The organism is Polaribacter sp. IC066, from assembly GCF_007997085.1.
In the GTDB taxonomy this organism is placed as follows: domain Bacteria; phylum Bacteroidota; class Bacteroidia; order Flavobacteriales; family Flavobacteriaceae; genus Polaribacter.
The window spans coordinates 25,268-46,232 of the sequence record NZ_VORR01000024.1 but is presented as its reverse complement, the minus strand read 5'-3'; the positions used below and the strand labels follow the sequence as shown (position 1 = coordinate 46,232).

The following is a 20,965-nucleotide window of genomic DNA, read 5'->3' as shown; positions in this document are numbered from 1 at the left end:
TTTAAAGATACTATTTTAAAGAGAACTTAAAAATAAATTTATTTTTCTGCAATAAATTCTAAAGCTGCTCCATTAATACAATGACGTTTTCCTGTAGTTTTCGGCCCATCATCAAAAGAGTGCCCTAAATGACCACCGCACGTATTACACTTAAGTTCTGTTCTTGCATAGCCAATTTTATAATCAACATCTAACTCAACATTCCCTTTTACAGCTCTGTCAAAAGAAGGCCATCCGGTTCCTGAATCAAATTTATGTTCAGCTTTATACAATTCAGTTTTACACGCAGCACAAACAAAAATTCCGTTGCCTGTAATCTCTTTAAATTCGTGGGTATAAGGTTTTTCTGTTCCAGCTTCTCTTAAAACATTGTAGGCAATCGGAGAAAGTAATTCTTTCCATTCAGAGGCTGTTTTTACAACTTTATAGGTGTTTTTTTCTTTGGATGTATCTTGTGCGTTTCCTACGCAGCTAAACATCAATGTTAAAATTAAAATACTTGCTACTTTTTTCATGTGTTTTGTGTTATGAAATTTACAATTCTATGGGTTGTATTTTTATCACGAAGAATTTTTGTGTGTCCTAATTCATTGCTAATAAAAAGAGTTCCTTTCTTTAAGTTCAGACGAATATTTATGGCACAACTTACATAAACATCACCATCAATTCTATCATGAATTACTAAAACGGGTATTTTAACCTTTTTAGCCGCATTGCTTGCATCATAATCAGAAAGGTTAAGCTTTTTTTTATGCTCAAAATAATCAACGAATTTTTCCCCAAAATTAGAATCCAACCCTAAATTGGTTACAAAATTAAGAAAAATATCATCAACTTTATCAGCAGAACCAATAGTTATTAAACATTTAAAAATAGCTTTGTTTGCTTGCATATTCAGAAGTGCCACAGCACCAAAAGAATGCCCAACAGCGGCGGTAAACGAACCATATTCGTAATGAATCGCTTTAATAGTTTCTATAAATTCTATTAAATTAGTTCTTTTTCCTGTAGATTTTCCGTGTGCGGGTGCATCAAAGGAAATCACCATAAAGCCTTGTTCTAAAAGTGTATTTGCAATCATAAAAAGCTGCGTACTTCTGCCAGCCCAGCCATGCGCTACTAAAATTTTTTTTTTAGAAAAGCCGTATGATAAAATATGAATATCTTTATCAATAGCCGAAACATGCAATATTTTTTTTTGAGAAGCTTTTTCCATTCCCAATTCTCTATTAGGAGTTTTAAAAGTAATAGGAGTTGTGAGTAGTTTTGAGGCAAGGTATAAAGTAAAACGAGTAGAGATAAAGTTGATTATTTTAAAAGACCACTGAACGGCTTTCGGAATTCTTAAACTTGGGAGTAGAATATTACTTTTAGAGGGAAATGGCATCAATAAAAAATATTTTTTTGGTACAAATAGAATATGTAATTTTATGGTCGCTTAACAAGTGACTAAATTACAAGTTTAGTGTCTTAAAACAAGAATCAAAAAGTAAAATAAAATGAAAAAAATTATAATTTTAGTAGTCGCGGTTTTTCTCTTTTCTGAATGTAGTACAGTACCTATTACTGGCAGAAAGCGTGTTAATTTTGTAAGTGATGCGCAAGTTTTACCTGCAAGTTTTGCGCAATACAAAGGCTTTTTAGAAGAAAATAAGCTTTCTACAAATAGAGAAATGACAAATCAGGTAAAGGAAGTCGGTAAAAATATAGCTGCAGCGGTTGATCGTTTTATGCGAGCAAATAATATGAAAGCAGAAGCAGAGGCTTATCGGTGGGAGTTTAATTTAGTAGATGATAAGACCATAAATGCTTGGTGTATGCCTGGAGGTAAAGTTGTTTTTTACACGGGTATTATGCCTATTTGTGCTAATGAAAACGGCGTTGCTGCAGTTATGGGGCATGAAGTTGCACATGCATTTGCAAAGCATGGGCAAGAAAGAATGTCTCAAGGGCAAATGCAGCAAATTGGTGGTTTGGCGGTTGCACTTGGTACTTCTGGAGAAACTGCACAAACGCAACAAATTTGGAATGCAGCTTTCGGAGTAACTTCTGGTTTAGGAGTTTTAAAGTTTAGTAGAGTTCATGAACAAGAAGCAGATAGATTAGGGTTGGTTTTTATGATTATGGCGGGTTACGACGGCACAGAAGCGTCAGAAGTTTGGGTACGAATGAGCCAGTTATCTAAAGGCGGTTCGCAACCAGAAATTTTAAGTACACACCCCTCTAATGAATCTAGAATTCAAGATTTAAAAAATTATTTGCCAACTGCTAGAAAATATGCCGCAGAATTTAATACGAAGGGCAATGCACAAATGAAAAAATAGAATAAGCGTAAGATTTCATATATTTAACCGTTCACAATTATGTTTTGAACGGTTTTTTATTGAAAAATATTTTAAAATATTGAAAACCAATAAGTTTTAAATACAATCTAGAATTATTCTCGCTTCCATGTGCTGAATAAGTTGTAGTGTTAGCGAAATTTTATAAATAAAAACAGCGTCATGTTAAAAATTGGAGATAAAAAATTAATAAATGCTTGGGCGTTTTATGATTGGGCAAATTCTGTATATTCTTTGGTCATAAGTACTGCTGTTTTTCCTATCTATTATGCAGGTTTAACGGCATCAGATGGTTTTGCTAATGCAGAGGGTAAAATAGAATTTCTAGGTGTATTATGGAATGCTACCTCTTTGTATAATTATGCATTAGCATTTTCATTTTTAGTAGTTGCTTTGATGTCGCCAATGTTATCTGGTATTGCGGATTATGCAGGTAATAAAAAGAAATTTTTGAAAGGTTTTTGCTTTTTGGGATCTATTTCTGTAATGTGTCTGTTCTTTTTTACAGGCAAAGAAACACTATGGGTGGGTATTTTATTTACAATTTTAGCGAGTATTGGTTTTTGGGGAAGTATTGTTTTCTACAATGCGTATTTACCAGAAATTGCACATCCTGAACAGCAAGATAATGTGAGTGCAAAAGGATTTATGTTGGGCTATTCAGGCTCTATTTTATTGCTATTAATTTGTCTGGTTTTAATCGAAACAGAAGTGTTTGGTTTTTACGACAAACAGTTTGGCTCTCAAGTATCATTTGTTTTGGTTGGTATATGGTGGCTTGGTTTTGCACAACTTACGTATGCTAAACTACCAAACCAAGAAAAAGTAGCGCTGCCAAAAGATAATTATTTTATAAAAGGCATCAAAGAAATTAAAAAAGTAGCGAAAGAGTTATTTGCATATAGAGAGCTTAAAATATTTTTAATTTCTTTTTTTCTTTTAAGTATTGGTGTACAGACAATCATTTTAATGGCGGGAATTTTCGGAACAATTTTAGGTTTAGAAACTTTAAATTTAATTGGTACTATTTTATTAGTTCAGTTTGTTGGTATTTTAGGTGCTTTTCTTTTTTCAAGGCTTTCTAACAAGATCGGGAATATTAAAACTTTAAAAATAGCCATTGCCATATGGGGTTTGGTTTGTTTTATTGGTTTTAATTTAACAAAAGATACCCCGAATATAGAGATGTATTTTTATATTTTAGGGGCTTTAATTGGTTTGGTAATGGGCGCAATTCAATCGTTAGCGAGATCTACGTATTCAAAATTATTACCCAAAACAGAAGATCATGCCTCTTATTTTAGCTTTTTTGATGTTACAGAAAAAATAGCGTTAGTAGTTGGTATGGTAACTTTCGGATTGTTAACTTCTTATTTTACAATTCAAACAAGCGTATTGGCGTTGGGCGTTTTCTTTTTAGGGGCTTTTATAACATTGAGTACAATCAACAAAACTAAATTTGTAAAATAGCTTATTTTGAAAAGATTTCTTGCAAACAATCTTTTTCTATTTGTAAAACAAAGCCTATTAAAATTTCTTGATCTTTTAGAGTTAATTTGTTAAGCATTTCTTCGCCTTTAGAAATTGTTTCTAACGCTAAAGAGAGTCCTATAATTTCTTTTTTGGAGAATATTTTAGGTTTATTTTTCATTTTTGTTAGTATAAAACTAATAATCTCTTTAATTTTTTCGACTAATTCTTTATCATAAATAATATTGAAAAAAGTTTCGGTATTTTTCATAAACTCTTCAAGTTCTTTATACGGTAAAAGTTGAATGAGTTTATTAATTTTTAAGGTCGTGAAAGGAGGTTTACTATTTTCTTGAATTGCTTTTAGTACAATCGTTTTTTCAAATTTTGTAGCTCCTCTAAAAGATTTCATCGCTTTTAAACCAGCATTAAATATTTTAGGTAGATGCCTGCCATGTGTAAAAAGTAATTGTAAAGAGTCTACTACTAAATTTAATAACTTTTCAGGATATTTTATAAAATCATCTAACGTATTGAAGGCCTCATTTAATTCAGCTCTTTTTTCCAAATCAGGATATATATACGTTAAAAAATAGATTTTTATATCGTTTACGACCTTTTCATCAATAGTTTCTGGAAAATCATATTTTTCCTTTAAATCTTTATATTGATATCTTTCTTCAATTAGATTTCTGTAACCAAGAATTATATCATTTGAAAGTAGTTCTTTAGACATCGTAAAAATTTGTTATTAGAATACCTTAAAAGTAGTAAGAATAATTGAATTCATGAAAATAAACCACAATTGCTTATAAATCTATATTTTAAAAGGCCTTTAAATCGCCAAAATTTTCGTGATATTCTGTTTTGAAATCTAAAAAATATGAATTAAATTTGGCGCACAATATAGTCAAAAAGTGTATCGAAACTGAAGTAACAATAATTAAATTTCCCAGTTTTAACCTTATTGTAGAAAATAAAAAAGCAGCTAAAAAATTAGCTGCTTTTCTGTAAAATAAAGATGTTTTTTACTGAACTGTGATGTTAAAAGTTACTTCAGCATCTGTACTTCCGCCAGCTGCATCAGAGACACCATTATTAGGTTTTGTAGGTTCATGTTTTAAGATAATAGTTAACTTTCCAGCACCTGCATTTCCTGTTGTTAATGAAGTCTCAATTCCTATCGGATTTCCATTCACATCTGTATCAGTTTTAGAAATTAGTACACCAATAACTGAAGATAAATAGAAAAACTCATGTTCGTCGCCTTCTGCTTTCACTTCCATCGTAATATTATCAGCCGGAGATTCAGTTTCATTTAATAACTCAACAGAACCAGTATAGATAGTATTGGCATTTAAGGGGCCAGAAACCTCATAGGTAGCGTCATCAATACTGCCGCCAGTTAAATCTTGAAATTTTAACATAACAACATCACTACCGTTGCTTAAAGTGTAGGTAACTGTTGTAATTAATTCTTCCTCATGGTCATGCCCATCCTCGTGATGATCATCAGAACAACTAGAAAGTAAAATGCTTGAAATAAAAAGTACTGCGATTAATTTAATTGTTTGTAAATTTTTCATAATTTGTGTTTTTAATAATTTATTTTAATTTTTAAATTGAAATTTCTACCTAGTTCATCGGCAAAATATCGAAGTCTGTTTAAGTTTTCTCTGTAGGCAACATTAAACAAATTTTCGACATTAAATTCTACCTTTAAATCTCCTTTTTTAAATGCTTTAAAAACAGCAGATGTATGCAGGTTAAATAAAGAATAACTAGGCGGTGTTGTGCTAATATCTACAAAAACATCTTCTTGTTGTACCGCGTTAAATGTGTAAAAATTGTAATCTGGAAACTGATTTTGTTGTAATACAGTTCTGTGTTGTAAACGAATTGACAATTGATTTAATCGATTATTTTTGTAAGTAATATTATTGCTAAAATTTGCAGAAGGCATGTGTATCAGAGGAATATCTTCTGTTACATTAGTGCCTCGCAACAAACTTAAACTACCTTGATAATCGAATTTATCAGTAATCTTCTTGTTTACATCAACATCAACTCCAAAAATTTGAGCATTAATTTGATTGTATTCCCAAACGGGAAATGCACCTCTAATAGTCGTTGTAATACCAACAGGTATTAGCTGCATAAAACCGTCTATTTGTTTAAAATATGGACTAATTATAAAGCCAAAATTGTCATTATTCCGTTCTAAAGAAACAATAAATTTATTGGCAATTTCTTTGTTCATCGTTAATAAGCCGGTTTCAATTCTAGCTGCAGAATGGTGCAAACCGTCACTAAATAATTCTGACGGATTTGGTACTCTTGTTGCCAACCCATAATTAATTAAAAGTGTCACATCATTTGTAAACCGTTTAGAATAGCCTAAACTGGCTGAAATGTTATGAAACGTAAATTTAGGATTTGTTAAAATTCGAGTTCCATCAACAACATCCGTTTCAAATTCTGGGAAGATCTCATCATAATTATAGGTTTCTTCCCAATCATTAATGTCGTAGCGTTTTCTGGCATCTATTTTAGAAAAATCATACCTAATACCCGCACTAAACTCGCTAGTTGCATTCAAATTATAATTTATAATTGAATATATTCCTGCATCATATTTGTCAAAGTCAGGAATTAACGGACTTGTACCTGTACCCGAAACAGCATTATTTTGCTGGTAACGTGCTAAAAGGCCACTTGTAATCTTAAGGTTGTCAAAAGTATCTATTTCTAAATCTGTTTGAATTGAGTTTGTAAATAAACGCAAATCAATAACAGGCGTATCTTTTAAATCTCCTCTTCTTAAATCAAATTCTCTTCGTCTATTGATCTGCAAATCGTATTGAACCGATAACTTACCAAGATCTTTAAAACGTTTGTACGCTTCAATTTTACCTAAATGGTGTAAAATAGTTTGCTTCGGAAAATCGATATGGTAAGAAAAATCTTCAATAACTCTAGGCTCTTTACTATTGATAGCATTTACCAAATCGTTCACATTACCAATGTGCGAAGATTGCAAAATAGCGATCTCATTATTCACAAAGCTATAATAGGCATTAAAACCTTTTTCATAGCTATTGTAACCAAATCTAAAAGAGGTATTTATGTTTCTTAAACCGCTATTGGTAAGCATATAATCTGGTGTATTGAAATCGCCAAATTGTTTGTAATTTGCTTGCACTTTAGCAAATAAACCTGATTTGTATGTTTTTACAATTTCAGAATTAATGTTGCCACCCAAACCATTAGCGTTAAAAGAGGTACTAGTACTCCCAAAAATACTATCGATAACCGCATATTTTTTTGGTCTAATTAAAATTAAACCACCAATCGCATCACTTCCGTATTTTAATGTATTTGCACCTTTTATAACATCAATTCTCTCACTAGAATTAATATCAATATTTGGTGCATGCTCGTCTCCCCACTCTTGGTCAAACATTCTTACATTATTATTAATGATTAATAATCTGCTACTATGCAAACCATGAATCATAGGTTTTACAATACTATTACCAGTATTTAAGGAAGATACGCCACTTAAAGTATTGAGAGCATCACCTAAAGATTTATCAGAAAAATTATCAATAGTTGCTTTTTTAATAGATTGCTCAATACTCGTTGTTTCAGATTTTGAAGTTGTCTTTACAAAAACTTCGTTCAATTCATTTAAATGATGTTCTAAAAATATTTCTTTGTATACATTGTTATCAAGATTGATGGTAATTCTTTTAGTATCACAAGAAATATGTTGAACTTCAACGACATATTTACCTTTACATAGATTTCTAAATTCAAAATTACCCTCTAAATTAGAGGTAGTGTAAGTATTTAAATTTTCTATATATAAAGATGCACCAATAATAGGTGAGCTGTCGTGGAAATCTGTAATTTTTCCTTTAAAAGTAAAATTACAATCTTGCGCAGTTTTGAGCGATTTTTCTTGAGTATAACTCGTAAAAAAAACACCACAAAATAATGCGCACAAAAAGATTTTTAGTGTCATTTAAATGCTTTAATATGAATAATTAATGAGTAATTATTCTAAAGCAGGCGGACCTCTAAGCTGGTAAGATAAGGGTTGATATTCTGGTAAAAAATGATAAGGAACCTCAATGATACTATTTTTTACAAAAGGTATTATTGAGGTATACGTATTGTTTGTTAAGTAACCTTGGTTGATTTTAAAATAGTGAAAGTCACAATCTAATAGTTTTTCATGCACATGCTGATCTATTTTAGAAACGCATACAGGATGTGTATGGTCTTCTAAAGCATGCATAGCTTGTGCTGCTGACGGTATAAAGAATACAATCAGGAATAAAAAGGCGATATGTTTTTTTATTAATTTGATATTATTTCTTTTTTCTTACTCTTAAATTTAACATTTCTACACCCAATGAAAAAGCGATCGCAAAGTACAAATATCCTTTAGGAATAACGCCAACTGTTTTGTTAAAAAATTCAGTATGCGATAAATGTGCTCCTTCTGTAATTAACATAAAGCCAATTAAGATTAAAAAAGATAGGGCTAACATCTGAACTGTAGGGTTTCTATTAACATATTTACTGATAGGCTGAGAAAAAATCATCATAATAATGATGGAAACAATTACGGCAATAACCATAATAATTAAAGCACCGTCAACGCCATTTGTCATACCAACGGCGGTTAAAATACTATCAAAAGAAAAAACGATATCGATTAAAATTATTTGCAAAATAACGCTGTTAAACGAAATCACTTTCGGCGATTTTATAACTTGCGCTTCATTTGTGTTTTCAACTTTTTCTCTAATTTCTTTGGTGCTTTTATAAAGTAAAAAAATACCTCCTAAAAATAAAATAATGCTCTGACCCGTTAAACCCGTTTTAAACCAACCCATATCAACCGTAAAAAATGGGTCTTTTAAAGCGATTAAATAAGAAACACTAAACAGCAGTAATATTCTAGTAATCATCGCCAAAGCCAAGCCCAATAAGGTGGCTTTTCTTACTTGGTTTTCTGGTAGTTTATTTGCAGATATTGATATGAAAATAACATTATCAATTCCCAAAATAATTTCTAGAAAGGTAAGCGTTAACAAGGCGATCCATGTATCTGCCTGTAAAAATATTTCCATACTATTCTACCTTGTAAATGGTCGCTTTTTTCGAGAATTTTGAGAAACCAATTTTCACTGTAAAATCATAAGAATCTTCCTCAATTTTATTAATCTGAATATACATTGCGTCTTTCTGTAATTCGTTTTTAGGGTTGATGTACTTTAAAGTATAAAAGAAGTTATTTTTCCATTTGATAGATAAAGTATCTATTTGATTTCCATGTTTACTAATTTGAATACTATCTTTTCTAATAATAGTTTCCTTTACAAAACCTTTGCCAGCAGGAATTTCGAAAACACCTAGTTTAAATTTGTCTGAATTGTCTTTAATGTCTGAACTGCAAGAAGATAAAAAAACAGATGAAGCACAAACGAATAAGCACAAAGTAAGAGAAGAAATGATTTTTTTGTTTTTCTGATATAAGTTCATATATGTGGTTACTTTTTTAAATTTTACACTAACAACTAACTATATTCCTGTATAATTTGACGGAGTAATTGCTTTTAACTCCTCTTTAATTATGGTAGAAATTTCTAACGTATCAATAAAATCTGCAATTGATTTTTGATTAATTTTTTCATTGGTTCTTGTTAAGCCTTTTAAAGCCTCATAAGGATTAGGGTACGCTTCACGTCTTAAAATTGTCTGAATTGCTTCTGCAACAACCGCCCAATTATTTTCTAAATCTTGCTCGAATTTAGATTTGTTTAAAAGCAATTTATTCAGACCTTTTAAGGTAGACGTAAAACCAATAATAGTATGTCCAAAAGGAACACCAACATTTCTTAAAACGGTACTATCTGTTAAATCGCGTTGCAATCTAGAAATGGGTAATTTTGCCGATAAATGCTCGAAAATTGCATTTGCAATGCCTAAATTTCCTTCAGAATTTTCAAAATCAATCGGATTTACTTTGTGCGGCATTGCAGAACTACCTACTTCACCAGCTTTAATTTTTTGTTTAAAATAATCCATAGAAACATAAGTCCAGAAATCTCTATCTAAATCTATAACAATAGTATTGATACGTTTTAAAGTATCAAATAACGCTGCTAAATGGTCGTAATGTTCTATTTGGGTTGTCGGAAAAGAATGTTGTAATCCTAATTTTTCTTGCACAAATTTAGATCCGAATTCTTTCCAATCAATATTTTTATATGCTACTTTATGGGCATTAAAATTACCGGTTGCACCACCAAATTTAGCGGCACTTGGAATGTCATTTAGCAACTTAAACTGTTCTTTTAATCGAACCACAAAAACATCAATTTCTTTTCCTAATCGTGTTGGCGATGCAGGTTGTCCGTGTGTTCTTGCCAACATAGAAATGTCTTTCCAATCAATCACTAATTCTTGTAACCTTTCTAAAAGTTCTTTGTATTGAGGTACAAAAACTTCATTCATTACTTCTTTAATAGAAAGCGGAATTGCAGTGTTATTAATGTCTTGAGAGGTTAATCCGAAGTGAATAAATTCCTTATGTTTTTGCAAACCTAAAGCATCAAATTTTTCTTTGATAAAATACTCAACAGCCTTTACATCATGATTTGTAATACTTTCAATATCTTTTATTTTTTGAGCATCTTCCGTAGAAAAAGTCGTATAAATTTTGCGCAAATCTGCGAACAAATCGGTGTTAAAATCAGCTAACTGTGGCAGCGGAATTTCACAAAGTGCAATAAAATATTCAACTTCTACACGAACTCGATATTTTATCAAAGCCTCTTCAGAAAAATAGTTTGAAAGTTTAGATATTTTATTTCTATAACGCCCATCTATAGGAGAAATGGCATTTAATTGAGTTAAAGTCATTATTTGTGCTGTTGTTAAATGCAAAAATAAGCATTTTAGCAGATTTATAAAGTAAATTTTTGATGTTTTTAGTTATGATTTTTAAGAATTAACATAAATAAAGTCTAATTTTCTTGTACACTATTTTTAGCTTTTTGATAGTTGTTTTTTATAAGGTTTAATTTATAATTGCAGTTTTCTGTGAAATAAAGGACGTTCATTTTGATAGTGTTTATTAAAGATATCTTTATTGAATTTCGTGATAAAGTTTCTGTTGAAAGTTTATCTGCGCATGCGTGTTATTTTGAGCTAGCTAAAAGCTGAAGAAACATGAACAATCACAAAAACCTTAAGCTAAAAAAGGACATCGGACAACCAGTCCATTTATTTATCCTTAACCGAAAGCGAACACCCTAAAAAAATAAAAGAGCTGTTTCTCAAAACCGAACATCGAAATAATTAATCTTGAGAAAACAAAACTAAATTATAAATTATTACTTTTGCAAAGGATGCAAAAACATAATCACATAAAAGCACTTTTCTTTTTAGGCATATTCAGCTTAATGTTGCTGCATCAGGTTGTACCTCATTTGCATCATCAACATGAAGTTGAACACGCACATAAAGGTGTTTCAAATAGTGACACTCATAGCCATAATCATGATGTTCCAGAAAAAGAAAGTTCTAAAAAAGGTTTTTTAGACTTATTATTGGAAGTACACACCCATACTATAGTTGTTAATGAAATATTCGTAACTCACGAAAGCAGTGTCAAACAAATCAATGTTAAAAAGGATGTAAAAACATCTATTTTTTTAAATCGCCATAGTATTTCTACAAACTATGATGATGAAGTCGAAAAGATTAAGGGGAATCAACCAACGAATTCATATTTCAATCGGTATCTCTCTTCCCTCAAAACTCGAGGCCCACCATCTTTAGGTTAATCTTTAAGGAATACTTTACTGCCACGTAAATATTCCATCTTAAAAATTCAGATTAAACCTAAAATTTCAAACAATGAATAAACACATCGTGTTCGCAATTTGCGGATGCCTGTTCCTTGTTAATGGTTTCTCACAAACTAAAAATGTAGAGGAACTGCTAAACGAAATAGAACAGAATAATACAGCGTTAAAAGGCTATCAATCCTTTATTGAAAGTCAGCTACTCGAAAACAAGAGCACTAACAATTTGCCTGACCCACAGCTCTCTGGTTTTTATTTGCCTTTTGGCGATAATGCAACTGGAGATTATACCGAATATCAAATTTCACAGTCATTTGAATTTCCTTCGGTTTATGATGCACGTGGCAAATGGAACGAATCTAAATCGCAACAGTTAGCGTCAGCCTATTTGACAAAAAGACAAGAAGTCCTATTGCAAGCAAAGGGCATTCTTTTAGAACTCGTTTTTTTACAAAAACAAAAAACGATTGAAACCGAAAGGAAAATACAGAGTAAGAAGATTTTCGACCAAATTGAAGAGCTTTTTGCCAAAGAGCAAGTAGGCATTTTAGATTTGAACAAGGCGAAAATTGCTTGGATTCAAGAGCAATTTGTAGTTAAACAGATAGAAAGCGATATTCAGATTAAAATGTCCAAACTCAAAACTTTGAACGGTGGAAATCCTATTGATGGCATTTCATCACAAATTGTTTTGCCTATTGAAATTGGAGCAATTGAAAATCTTTGGCAAGATAAATTGACAAAAGATCCTCAATTGCAAAAATTGAAAACCAATGAAGAAGCTTCGCTTCAAAAAATAAAATTGGAGAAAAAAAAGGTGTTGCCCAATTTGGCACTTGGCTATAATTACCAAGGTGTTAATGGGAGTAATTATTCTGGTTTTTTTGGTGGTATTTCAATTCCGTTGTGGAGTAGCAAGAATAAAGTAAAAGCTGCCGAAGCAAATTATGAATATCAGCAATCCAATACCCAAGTAATCACTACTTCGCTTTACGCACAATTTCAAGAAACCTATAATCAATACGAATTGATGCTCGAAAAATTCAATGAGTATGAAACAACAATGGGTAATTTAGATAGTGAGAAATTACTGTTTAAGGCGTATCAATTGGGCGAGTATTCTTTTATGGATTATTATCTGGAACTTCAGTTTTACCGAACAGCAAAAGATAGAATGCTGCAAATGGAAAAGGAGCTACAATTGCTACAAACGCAATTATTAAAACATCAATTATAACATTCAAAACATAAAAAATGAAAATTTCAAAAATAGTAGTAGCAATAGCAATAGGTTCAATGGTAACCGTAACCTCTTGTAAAGACACTAATACAAAAACAAAAACTACACAAGAACAAGTAGTAGATGGAAATCAGAAAAAAGAAGTTGGTAATCAAGAAGAATTTAATGTCAATGGAACATCAGAAAATAAAGTAGAAAATAGCGCAGGTAATGACCAAAGTAATACTGCAACAATCGTTGTGAAGGCTAATAAAGCTTTAGAGTATAAGTTTAAGATAAACCAATATGAAAAGTTAGAATATGAGTGGACTGCTAATGCACCTCTACGTTACGACTTTCACGGAGACCCAGAAGATAAAGACAGTTATCCAAAAGGCTATTTTGAAAGCTATGCTAATGGTACTTCATATGCTGCAAAGGGTAAAATAACGATTCCTTATAATGGTTCTCACGGTTGGTATTGGAAAAACACAAGTACAAAAGACATCACTATAACCTTAACTACTAAAGGAAATTACAACATTATAGGTGTAATTCAATAATCTCATATTATGAAATATATAATTTTAGTATCCGCAATGCTTTTAATGTCCTGCGGAAATCAAAAAGAGGGTAATACTGCTGCCGAAGTAGCATCTATTCCTGTAAAAAGTCTAACATTGTGGACAGGTAAAACAGAATTATTTGTTGAGTTTCCTGCCTTAATTGTTGGAGAAAATAGTCGTTTTGCTGCACATTTTACTGTGTTAGATAATCATAAGCCTGTTCGTGAGGGCGAGGTTACAGTAAGCTTAATTAAAGGAGATAATGGTATTCGTAATACTTCGGAATCACCATCATCACCTGGCATTTTTTCACCATCACTACAACCTAAAGAAGCAGGTAATTTCAAGTTGATATTTGAGATTAAAACGCCCACATTTAGCGATACACTAATTGTTCACGACATTATTGTTTATGCCTCAAAAGAAGATGCTATTAATGCGTTAGGTGCAGCAAGTGAAGATGCTGGAATTTCGTTCTTAAAAGAGCAAGCTTGGAAAATCGACTTTCAAACAGCACCTGTAGTTTCAGGTAAAATTTATGATGTAATCAACACCTCTGGCGTTTGGATGCCATCACCAGGTTCGGTAAAATCGTTGGCAGCAAAATCTAATGGTGTGGTTGATTTTAAAGTGAACAATCTTACAGAAGGTACAGCGGTAAAACAAGGTCAGTTATTGATGAGTTTAAACAGTCAAGGCTTGGCATCTAACAATTTGAGTACGGAAATAGCCAATTCACGTTCCAATTTTGAACAGGCAAAATCTGAATACGAACGCAAAAAGAAATTGTACAATTCTAAAATAATTCCTAAAGCAGAATTTGAAAAAGTAGAAAACAATTTTTCAATAGCAAAATCCAACTACCAATCCCTAACATCAGGAGTTTCAGGTGGAAGCAAACAAATTCGTGCGCCATTTGATGGTTTCATTAAATCTATTACAGTTTCTAATGGTGACTATGTAGCGCAAGGTGTGGCTTTGGTGTCGATTGGTACACATCAATCCAAAGTATTAAAAACTCAATTAGCGCCTAATTACGGACTAACAATGGAGAATGTACAAGGAATATATTTTCAAACCAAAGACGGAGAATGGCAAAACGTATCTGATGCTGAAGGGGAAATTCTTTCTATCGGTAAGGATGTAGAACGAGAAAACCCACTTATTTCTGTTTTTGCTCAAGTAAATGCAGAAGTCGATATGCTAGAGGGAAGTTTGACACCAGTTCAAATAGCGATGGGAGACGCAACCCAAAATACTATGATTCCTGTTAATGCATTATTAGAAGACTATGGAAGTTATTCCGTTATCGTGCAGCTTTCGGGCGAGGGTTTTGAAAGAAGACCTGTGAAAATTGGAAAACGAAATGGAGAGAATGTGGAAATTCTACAAGGTTTGGAGATAGGCGAAGTGGTTGTCACAAAAGGAGCTTACCAAGTTAAAATGGCTTCAATGTCAGGTTCAACACCTGCTCATGGTCACGAACATTAAAAACGAAGAGAAATGTTAAACAAAATATTATTAATTTCACTTCAAAATAGATTGCTCATTCTATTGGGAGCGGTTGCACTGAGTGTATTGGGCGTGTATTATGCACGAACAATGAACGTAGATGTATTCCCAGACCTTACAGCGCCAACGGTAACAATTCTTACCGAAGCGCACGGAATGGAATCTGAAGAAGTAGAAAAATTAGTAACTTATCAATTGGAAACCGCCTTAAATGGTTCGCCAAATGTGAGACGAATCCGTTCTTCATCCGCAGCTGGAATTTCCATTGTTTGGATAGAATTTGAATGGGGAACCGATATTTATCGAGCACGTCAAATTGTTAGTGAACGTATTCCAATGGTTCGTGAGAATTTACCCGAAGGAATTGGAGCACCAACAATGGCACCTATTTCATCTATTATGGGAGAAATAATGCTGTTAGGTGTAACCTCGGATAGTGTTTCGCCAATGGAGTTAAGAACCCTTTCCGATTGGACAATCAGACAACGTATAAAAGCGATTGGCGGTATCGCAAATGTTGTGGTTATTGGTGGCGATTACAAACAATACCAAGTGTTTGCCAACCCAGAAAAGATGAAGCATTACAATGTAAGTCTTTCAGAATTGGTAGAACAAGTAAAAGAAGCCAACAAAAATGCACCTGGTGGTGTGATTAATCAATATGGTAATCAATACATCATTAAAGGTAGCGGTAGAGCTTATGCTTTAGAAGATTTGCAGGAAGCAGTTTTAAAACAAGTCAATGGGCAAACCATAAAAATCAAGGATGTAGCAACCGTACAAATTGGTGCTGCCGATAAAATTGGCGATGGTTCTTTAAATGCAAAACCAGCAGTTATTTTAACCATTTCAAAACAACCAGATGTAAATACATTGGAATTGACAGACCGCTTGGATGAAGCGATTGCCGATTTAGAAAAAACCCTACCAAAAGGTGTAAATATCAAAAATCACATTTTTAGACAATCCGATTTTATTGATGCGTCTATCAGTAATTTAAATCAAACCTTGTTGGAAGGTGCATTCTTTGTAATGATAATTCTTTTCATCTTTTTGATGAATTGGAGAACAACCTTAATATCTTTATTAGCAATTCCTATTTCATTATTGGTATCTATCATCATTCTAAAATGGTTAGGTTATACTATTAATACAATGAGTCTAGGAGGTATGGCAATTGCCATTGGTGCTTTGGTAGATGATGCGATTATTGATGTGGAAAATGTCTATAAACGCTTGCGTGAAAATATTAGAAAACCAAAAGCAGAACGGGAATCAACACTTACGGTTGTTCGTGACGCTTCCGTAGAAATACGAAGCTCTATCATCATTGCAACCTTAATTATTATAGTTTCCTTTATTCCGTTATTCTTTTTAAGCGGAATGGAAGGTCGATTGTTGCAACCGTTAGGTATTGCATTCGTTACATCTGTTTTAACATCGTTGATTGTTGCGGTAACAGTAACACCTGTTTTGTGTTCTTATTTATTAAAAAACGAAAAGTTATTGAATAAACAAGCAAAAGGTACACGTGTGGAACGTTGGTTACAAAAACATTATGGAAACCTCTTGGAACGTGCCACTAAAATTCCGAAAACCATTATCGGAACAACTGTTATTGCCTTTATCATAAGTCTTTTAGTCTTAACCCAATTAGGAAGAAGTTTTCTACCAGAATTTAACGAAGGTTCTATGGTAATTAGTGTCGTTGGTCCACCAGCAATGTCTTTAGAAGAAAGTAACAAAACAGGGAGATTAATAGAGACCATATTATTGGATTTACCCGAAGTGGAAGTCGTTACCAGAAGACAAGGTCGTGCCGAATTGGACGAACACGCTCAAGGTGTAAATGCTTCCGAAATTGATGTGCCTTTTATTTTAAAAGATAAAACCAAAGAAGAATTTTTCGAGGAAGTGAGAAACAAATTGAGTATTGCACCAGGTGTCAATATTACTTTAGGACAACCTATTGCTCACCGAATTGACCATATGCTTTCGGGTACTCGGGCTAATATTGCGATCAAAATATTTGGTTCAGATTTGCATCAATTGTTTGAAGTAGGGAAAAACGTGGAACAAAACATCAAAGAAATTGATGGATTAGTAGATGTGGCAGTTGACCAACAAATTGAAGTACCACAAATTCGTATCAAACCAAAACGCCAAATTCTTTCAGCTTATGGAATGACGATTGGTAATTTAATGGAGCAAGTAGATATTGCCTTTGCAGGTGAAGAAGCAGGCGAGATTTATGAAGGACAGCAATATTTTGATGTGGTAGTTCGCTATGAAAAGCCATTTCGAGATACTATTGAAAACATTGGTAACGCTTTAATCAGTTTACCAAATGGAGGTCAAACTACTTTGGGTGAATTGGCAACGGTTGCTTCAGTAAGCAGTCCAAATACCATTAATCGAGAAGATGTACAACGTAAAATAGTGGTCGCTGCCAATGTTCAAGGTAGGGATTTGCGTGGAGCAGTAAACGAAATAAAGGAAGTTGTTGCCAACAATGTAAATATGCCCGAAGGTTATCGAATTCAATACGGCGGTCAGTTTGAAAGTGAAGCTAAAGCATCACAATTATTATCTATAACCGCAATTGCTGCCATTGCTATTATTTTTCTGTTACTCTACTATGAGTTTAAGGATGTGAAACTAGCTTTTGTGGTGTTGATAAATTTGCCATTAGCATTAATCGGTGGTATCTTGATTGTGTATTTTACATCAGGAATCATCAGCATCGCAGCAACTATTGGTTTTATCAGTTTGTTTGGAATAGCCACACGTAACGGAATATTACTAGTTTCTCGTTATGAAGACTTGAGAAAAGAAGGAATGAAAGGATTTCAGCTAATCAAAACAGGAGCATTAGATAGATTAAATCCTATCTTAATGACAGCTTTTACAACAGGATTGGCATTAATCCCATTAGCATTAAAAGGCGGAGAACCAGGAAGTGAAATACAAAGCCCAATGGCTGTAGTTATTTTAGGTGGTTTATTATCAGCTACTATTTTAAATTTGGTGGTAATTCCTTGTGTGTATCAATTGGTTACTAGAAAATAGTAGTTTCTACTGCACATTTAAATTTAAAAAAGACTAATGAAATTGTTACAACAGTCTTTTTTTTGTTTTCGCTTTTATAATAATCTAACAATTCAACTTAAATAAACTATTTACACAGTAAGTTCGTAAGTTAAAGTAAACGCAGAAAGCCAACACTGCAAAAAAATGCAAAAGAGTATGTATCGCAAGCGCTCAATCTGAACGAATAACCAATTATAACCTGAAACTAGCGGCTAACAGCGGTTATGAAATATAGCTAAGATAGGTTTTACCAAAGATTTTGCGTTTTGGTAAAGTTTGCCAAATTTTTAATTTTATATTTAGTAAATAAAATTAAAGAATCGTTTCTGTTTTAATCCAAAAAGTGAGTGTTTATTTGCACGCTGCGGTTTATATACTAGAGCAATACTAAAGACGAGAATCTAAATAAATAGTTAAAAAAATCTTTATTGTATATTTACGCCAAAGATTTTTTGCAATGATAAATATAAAAAGACCGGCTTTAATTTTTGTTTTTTTTATGTGTTTTTTTTTAAGCAGTGATTTTAAGGCTCAAGAAATCAATCAATTTGATAGTAATAAAAAAAGAACTGGCCTTTGGAAGAAGTATTATCCTAACAAGAAAACACGCTATCAAGGACAATTTAAAGACGGAAAAGAAGTAGGTGTTTTTAAGTTTTACGATATTACAGATTCTACAAACCCAACAACAATTAGAACGTATTCGAAGACAAGCAATCGAGTTTCTGTTGCTTTTTATTCGATAAATGGTGTTTTGCAAAGCAAAGGTTTTTTTGCAGATAGAAAGAGAGTTGGTCAATGGAACTATTTTTTTCTTGATGGAAAAATCATGTCTGAAGAATTTTATAAAGACGGAAAATTAGACGGAAAACTCATCAACTATTACCCGAACGGAAAAGCCACAGAAATATCGATGTATAAAAACGGTTTAAAAAACGGAATATCACAAAAATACTCGAGCAAAGGAATCTTAATTGAAGAAATTACCTTTAAAAACGGAACACCAAATGGTATTGCAAAATATTTTGAATTGAACGGTAATTTAAAAGAAACCGGGGTTTATAAAAACGGAAAAAGAGTAGGGAAGTGGGAATATTATATGGATGGGGAAAAAGCACCTGAAGAAGATTTTAGAAAGAAAAAGATTTTTACAAAAGAGAATTAGAAGTCTCCTTTGACTCCTCGAAGGAGAAATTTAACCTGTTTGCTTTTTAATCTTTAAAATTTGTAAAACCTGTTTTTCTTGAACAAGGTCCTCTGTTAAATTCCGCGTTTATCTCCAAGAATCTCTGTGTAACAATTTCATACAAATAAGCAGTATTCTATAAAATTCACGAAATCTATTTTTTTAACAATTCCCTCTGTGAAACTCCGAGCAATAACAATCAATAATCCTGCAAACTCAAACCTGTTTTTCCCATACAAAACCTTAACTTTGCAAGCTCAAAATATAAAAATGAAAAGAGTAGTTGTAGGTCTTTCTGGCGGAGTAGATTCTAGTGTTACAGCACATTTATTAAAAGAACAAGGATATGAAGTTATCGGTCTTTTTATGAAAAATTGGCATGACGATTCTGTAACAATTTCTAACGAATGTCCTTGGTTAGAAGATAGTAATGACGCCATGATTGTTGCTGAAAAATTAGGCATTCCGTTTCAAGTAGTAGATTTAAGCGCTCAATATAAAGAACGTATTGTAGATTATATGTTTGATGAATATTCAAAAGGGAGAACACCAAATCCTGATATTTTATGCAACCGAGAAATTAAGTTTGATGTTTTTATGGACATCGCTTTAAAATTAGGTGCGGATTATGTGGCAACTGGTCATTATTGCAGAAAAGAGGAAGAAATTATCAACGGAAAATCAGTTTATAAATTACTAGCAGGAAAGGATATTAACAAAGATCAATCGTATTTTTTATGCCAATTATCTCAAGAACAATTGGTAAAAGCGTTGTTTCCTATAGGCGAATTAACAAAACCAGAAGTTAGAGAAATTGCTAAAAAAGCAGATTTAATTACGGCAGAAAAAAAAGACTCTCAAGGTTTATGTTTTATTGGTAAAGTGCGATTACCAGAATTTTTACAACAAAAATTAGAACCAAAAGAAGGTGTTATTATAAATATTCCTGCGGATTTTGCTGAATATATAAAAGCAGTTCCAGAATTTGAAAATAAAGAAGCAGAACTCAAGTTTTTTGCAACTAAATTCTCGTATCAAAAAGAAGACGGAAAAATACTTGGCAAGCACCAAGGAGCACATTATTTTACCAAAGGACAGCGAAAAGGTTTAAATGTTGGTGGTACAAAAGAAGCTTTATATGTAATTGAAACCGACGTTGAAGAAAATGTAATTTATACCGGAGAAGGAAAAAATCATACGGGTTTATATAAAAAGGTATTGTTTGTTTCTAATGAAGAAATTCATTGGATTCGTGAAGATTTAATCTTAAACAGTGGCGAAACGATGCAAGTTGAAGCAAGAATAAGATACCGACAAGCGCTAGAAAAAGCTACTTTACATAAAGTAGAAACTGGTTTGTATGTTGCCTTTGAAAATAAGCAATCGGCTATTCAAGAAGGGCAATTTGTGGCTTGGTATCAAAATGAAGAATTGTTAGGCTCTGGAGTAATTTCTTAATCCGAATAAAAACATAAAACACAGTAAGTTAGCTAATTAATTATTTTTAAAGTAGCGTTATAGAAGACGTCTGATGTTTTATTGCGTATTTAAGACGGCTTAAAAGACTAAATTTTTACTTTCAGATTTTTATTAAGAAAATTGTTTAATCATAAATTAGTATAAATTATGATTGGCATAAAAACCGCTATCCATTGGTTAGAGGTTTTTTTGGTAAAAAATTAGTATTTTAGGCT

The 20,965-nt window shown here is 32.4% G+C and carries 18 protein-coding genes; 9 read left to right on the top strand and 9 right to left on the bottom strand.

Features of this window, described 5'->3' with window-relative positions; genetic code table 11:
• Window positions 1–38: 38 nt before the first annotated feature.
• Entirely contained in the window at window positions 39–515 is a 477-nt protein-coding gene (gene msrB, locus ES044_RS09785; RefSeq protein ID WP_147119383.1) for a peptide-methionine (R)-S-oxide reductase MsrB, read from the bottom strand.
• Window positions 512–1,387, bottom strand: coding sequence for an alpha/beta hydrolase family protein (locus tag ES044_RS09780; RefSeq protein ID WP_147187087.1), 876 nt, complete (start codon window positions 1,385–1,387; stop codon window positions 512–514). The genes msrB and ES044_RS09780 overlap by 4 nt, the downstream gene beginning before the upstream one ends.
• A 112-nt stretch (window positions 1,388–1,499) precedes the next feature.
• Here ES044_RS09780 and ES044_RS09775 point away from each other — a divergent pair, with 112 nt between their 5' ends.
• Window positions 1,500–2,324, top strand: coding sequence for a M48 family metallopeptidase (locus ES044_RS09775; protein WP_147119385.1), 825 nt, complete (start codon window positions 1,500–1,502; stop codon window positions 2,322–2,324).
• A 180-nt stretch (window positions 2,325–2,504) separates the two neighbouring features.
• Window positions 2,505–3,812 carry an MFS transporter gene (locus tag ES044_RS09770; protein WP_147119386.1) on the top strand — a complete coding sequence of 436 codons (1,308 nt, stop codon included), beginning with the start codon at window positions 2,505–2,507 and terminating at the stop codon, window positions 3,810–3,812.
• 1 nt (window position 3,813) lies between these two features.
• On the opposite strand, the gene ES044_RS09765 is transcribed toward ES044_RS09770, so the two are convergent.
• The 7 genes from ES044_RS09765 to purB form a co-directional block, all read right to left on the bottom strand.
• Window positions 3,814–4,548: a hypothetical protein gene (locus ES044_RS09765; protein WP_147119387.1), complete on the bottom strand. Its 735-nt coding sequence runs from the start codon at window positions 4,546–4,548 to the stop codon at window positions 3,814–3,816.
• Between the two features lie 292 nt (window positions 4,549–4,840).
• Window positions 4,841–5,398 carry a type 1 periplasmic binding fold superfamily protein gene (locus tag ES044_RS09760; protein ID WP_147187085.1) on the bottom strand — a complete coding sequence of 186 codons (558 nt, stop codon included), beginning with the start codon at window positions 5,396–5,398 and terminating at the stop codon, window positions 4,841–4,843.
• 11 nt (window positions 5,399–5,409) lie between these two features.
• Window positions 5,410–7,839 carry a TonB-dependent receptor gene (locus ES044_RS09755; protein WP_147187083.1) on the bottom strand — a complete coding sequence of 810 codons (2,430 nt, stop codon included), beginning with the start codon at window positions 7,837–7,839 and terminating at the stop codon, window positions 5,410–5,412.
• Between the two features lie 33 nt (window positions 7,840–7,872).
• Complete coding sequence (locus ES044_RS09750) at window positions 7,873–8,115, bottom strand: hypothetical protein (RefSeq protein WP_147119390.1); 243 nt, start codon at window positions 8,113–8,115, stop codon at window positions 7,873–7,875.
• 73 nt (window positions 8,116–8,188) lie between these two features.
• Window positions 8,189–8,956, bottom strand: a complete 768-nt coding sequence (locus ES044_RS09745; RefSeq protein WP_147119391.1) for a TerC family protein — start codon at window positions 8,954–8,956, stop codon at window positions 8,189–8,191.
• 1 nt (window position 8,957) lies between these two features.
• A complete protein-coding gene (locus ES044_RS09740) occupies window positions 8,958–9,368 on the bottom strand; it encodes a hypothetical protein (protein WP_223269187.1) in 411 nt (136 codons plus the stop codon).
• A gap of 39 nt (window positions 9,369–9,407) precedes the next feature.
• Complete coding sequence (gene purB / locus ES044_RS09735) at window positions 9,408–10,751, bottom strand: adenylosuccinate lyase (protein ID WP_147119415.1); 1,344 nt, start codon at window positions 10,749–10,751, stop codon at window positions 9,408–9,410.
• Window positions 10,752–11,239: 488 nt separating this feature from the next.
• Between purB and ES044_RS09730 the strand changes: the two genes are divergently transcribed.
• The 7 genes from ES044_RS09730 to mnmA all read left to right on the top strand — a co-directional run bounded on the left by ES044_RS09730 (window position 11,240) and on the right by mnmA (window position 20,729).
• Window positions 11,240–11,677 carry a hypothetical protein gene (locus ES044_RS09730; protein WP_147187081.1) on the top strand — a complete coding sequence of 146 codons (438 nt, stop codon included), beginning with the start codon at window positions 11,240–11,242 and terminating at the stop codon, window positions 11,675–11,677.
• 73 nt (window positions 11,678–11,750) lie between these two features.
• Window positions 11,751–12,935 carry a TolC family protein gene (locus tag ES044_RS09725; protein WP_147119393.1) on the top strand — a complete coding sequence of 395 codons (1,185 nt, stop codon included), beginning with the start codon at window positions 11,751–11,753 and terminating at the stop codon, window positions 12,933–12,935.
• A 17-nt stretch (window positions 12,936–12,952) separates the two neighbouring features.
• Complete coding sequence (locus ES044_RS09720; RefSeq protein ID WP_147119394.1) at window positions 12,953–13,480, top strand: hypothetical protein; 528 nt, start codon at window positions 12,953–12,955, stop codon at window positions 13,478–13,480.
• Window positions 13,481–13,525: 45 nt separating this feature from the next.
• Window positions 13,526–14,974, top strand: a complete 1,449-nt coding sequence (locus ES044_RS09715) for an efflux RND transporter periplasmic adaptor subunit (RefSeq protein WP_223269188.1) — start codon at window positions 13,526–13,528, stop codon at window positions 14,972–14,974.
• 12 nt (window positions 14,975–14,986) lie between these two features.
• Window positions 14,987–18,064, top strand: coding sequence for an efflux RND transporter permease subunit (locus ES044_RS09710; RefSeq protein WP_147119396.1), 3,078 nt, complete (start codon window positions 14,987–14,989; stop codon window positions 18,062–18,064).
• A gap of 478 nt (window positions 18,065–18,542) precedes the next feature.
• Window positions 18,543–19,250 carry a toxin-antitoxin system YwqK family antitoxin gene (locus tag ES044_RS09705; RefSeq protein WP_147119397.1) on the top strand — a complete coding sequence of 236 codons (708 nt, stop codon included), beginning with the start codon at window positions 18,543–18,545 and terminating at the stop codon, window positions 19,248–19,250.
• Between the two features lie 291 nt (window positions 19,251–19,541).
• Window positions 19,542–20,729, top strand: coding sequence for a tRNA 2-thiouridine(34) synthase MnmA (gene mnmA, locus ES044_RS09700; protein ID WP_410524696.1), 1,188 nt, complete (start codon window positions 19,542–19,544; stop codon window positions 20,727–20,729).
• Window positions 20,730–20,965 lie beyond the last annotated feature (236 nt).

What these genes read in the sequence shown, in the direction of transcription:
- msrB (WP_147119383.1), bottom strand. Translation starts at nt 515, where the DNA reads ATGAAAAAAGTAGCAAGTATTTTAATTTTAACATTGATGTTTAGCTGC.
- ES044_RS09780 (WP_147187087.1), bottom strand. Translation starts at nt 1,387, where the DNA reads ATGCCATTTCCCTCTAAAAGTAATATTCTACTCCCAAGTTTAAGAATT.
- ES044_RS09775 (WP_147119385.1), top strand. Translation starts at nt 1,500, where the DNA reads ATGAAAAAAATTATAATTTTAGTAGTCGCGGTTTTTCTCTTTTCTGAA.
- ES044_RS09770 (WP_147119386.1), top strand. Translation starts at nt 2,505, where the DNA reads ATGTTAAAAATTGGAGATAAAAAATTAATAAATGCTTGGGCGTTTTAT.
- ES044_RS09765 (WP_147119387.1), bottom strand. Translation starts at nt 4,548, where the DNA reads ATGTCTAAAGAACTACTTTCAAATGATATAATTCTTGGTTACAGAAAT.
- ES044_RS09760 (WP_147187085.1), bottom strand. Translation starts at nt 5,398, where the DNA reads ATGAAAAATTTACAAACAATTAAATTAATCGCAGTACTTTTTATTTCA.
- ES044_RS09755 (WP_147187083.1), bottom strand. Translation starts at nt 7,839, where the DNA reads ATGACACTAAAAATCTTTTTGTGCGCATTATTTTGTGGTGTTTTTTTT.
- ES044_RS09750 (WP_147119390.1), bottom strand. Translation starts at nt 8,115, where the DNA reads ATGCATGCTTTAGAAGACCATACACATCCTGTATGCGTTTCTAAAATA.
- ES044_RS09745 (WP_147119391.1), bottom strand. Translation starts at nt 8,956, where the DNA reads ATGGAAATATTTTTACAGGCAGATACATGGATCGCCTTGTTAACGCTT.
- ES044_RS09740 (WP_223269187.1), bottom strand. Translation starts at nt 9,368, where the DNA reads ATGAACTTATATCAGAAAAACAAAAAAATCATTTCTTCTCTTACTTTG.
- purB (WP_147119415.1), bottom strand. Translation starts at nt 10,751, where the DNA reads ATGACTTTAACTCAATTAAATGCCATTTCTCCTATAGATGGGCGTTAT.
- ES044_RS09730 (WP_147187081.1), top strand. Translation starts at nt 11,240, where the DNA reads ATGCAAAAACATAATCACATAAAAGCACTTTTCTTTTTAGGCATATTC.
- ES044_RS09725 (WP_147119393.1), top strand. Translation starts at nt 11,751, where the DNA reads ATGAATAAACACATCGTGTTCGCAATTTGCGGATGCCTGTTCCTTGTT.
- ES044_RS09720 (WP_147119394.1), top strand. Translation starts at nt 12,953, where the DNA reads ATGAAAATTTCAAAAATAGTAGTAGCAATAGCAATAGGTTCAATGGTA.
- ES044_RS09715 (WP_223269188.1), top strand. Translation starts at nt 13,526, where the DNA reads ATGTCCTGCGGAAATCAAAAAGAGGGTAATACTGCTGCCGAAGTAGCA.
- ES044_RS09710 (WP_147119396.1), top strand. Translation starts at nt 14,987, where the DNA reads ATGTTAAACAAAATATTATTAATTTCACTTCAAAATAGATTGCTCATT.
- ES044_RS09705 (WP_147119397.1), top strand. Translation starts at nt 18,543, where the DNA reads ATGATAAATATAAAAAGACCGGCTTTAATTTTTGTTTTTTTTATGTGT.
- mnmA (WP_410524696.1), top strand. Translation starts at nt 19,542, where the DNA reads ATGAAAAGAGTAGTTGTAGGTCTTTCTGGCGGAGTAGATTCTAGTGTT.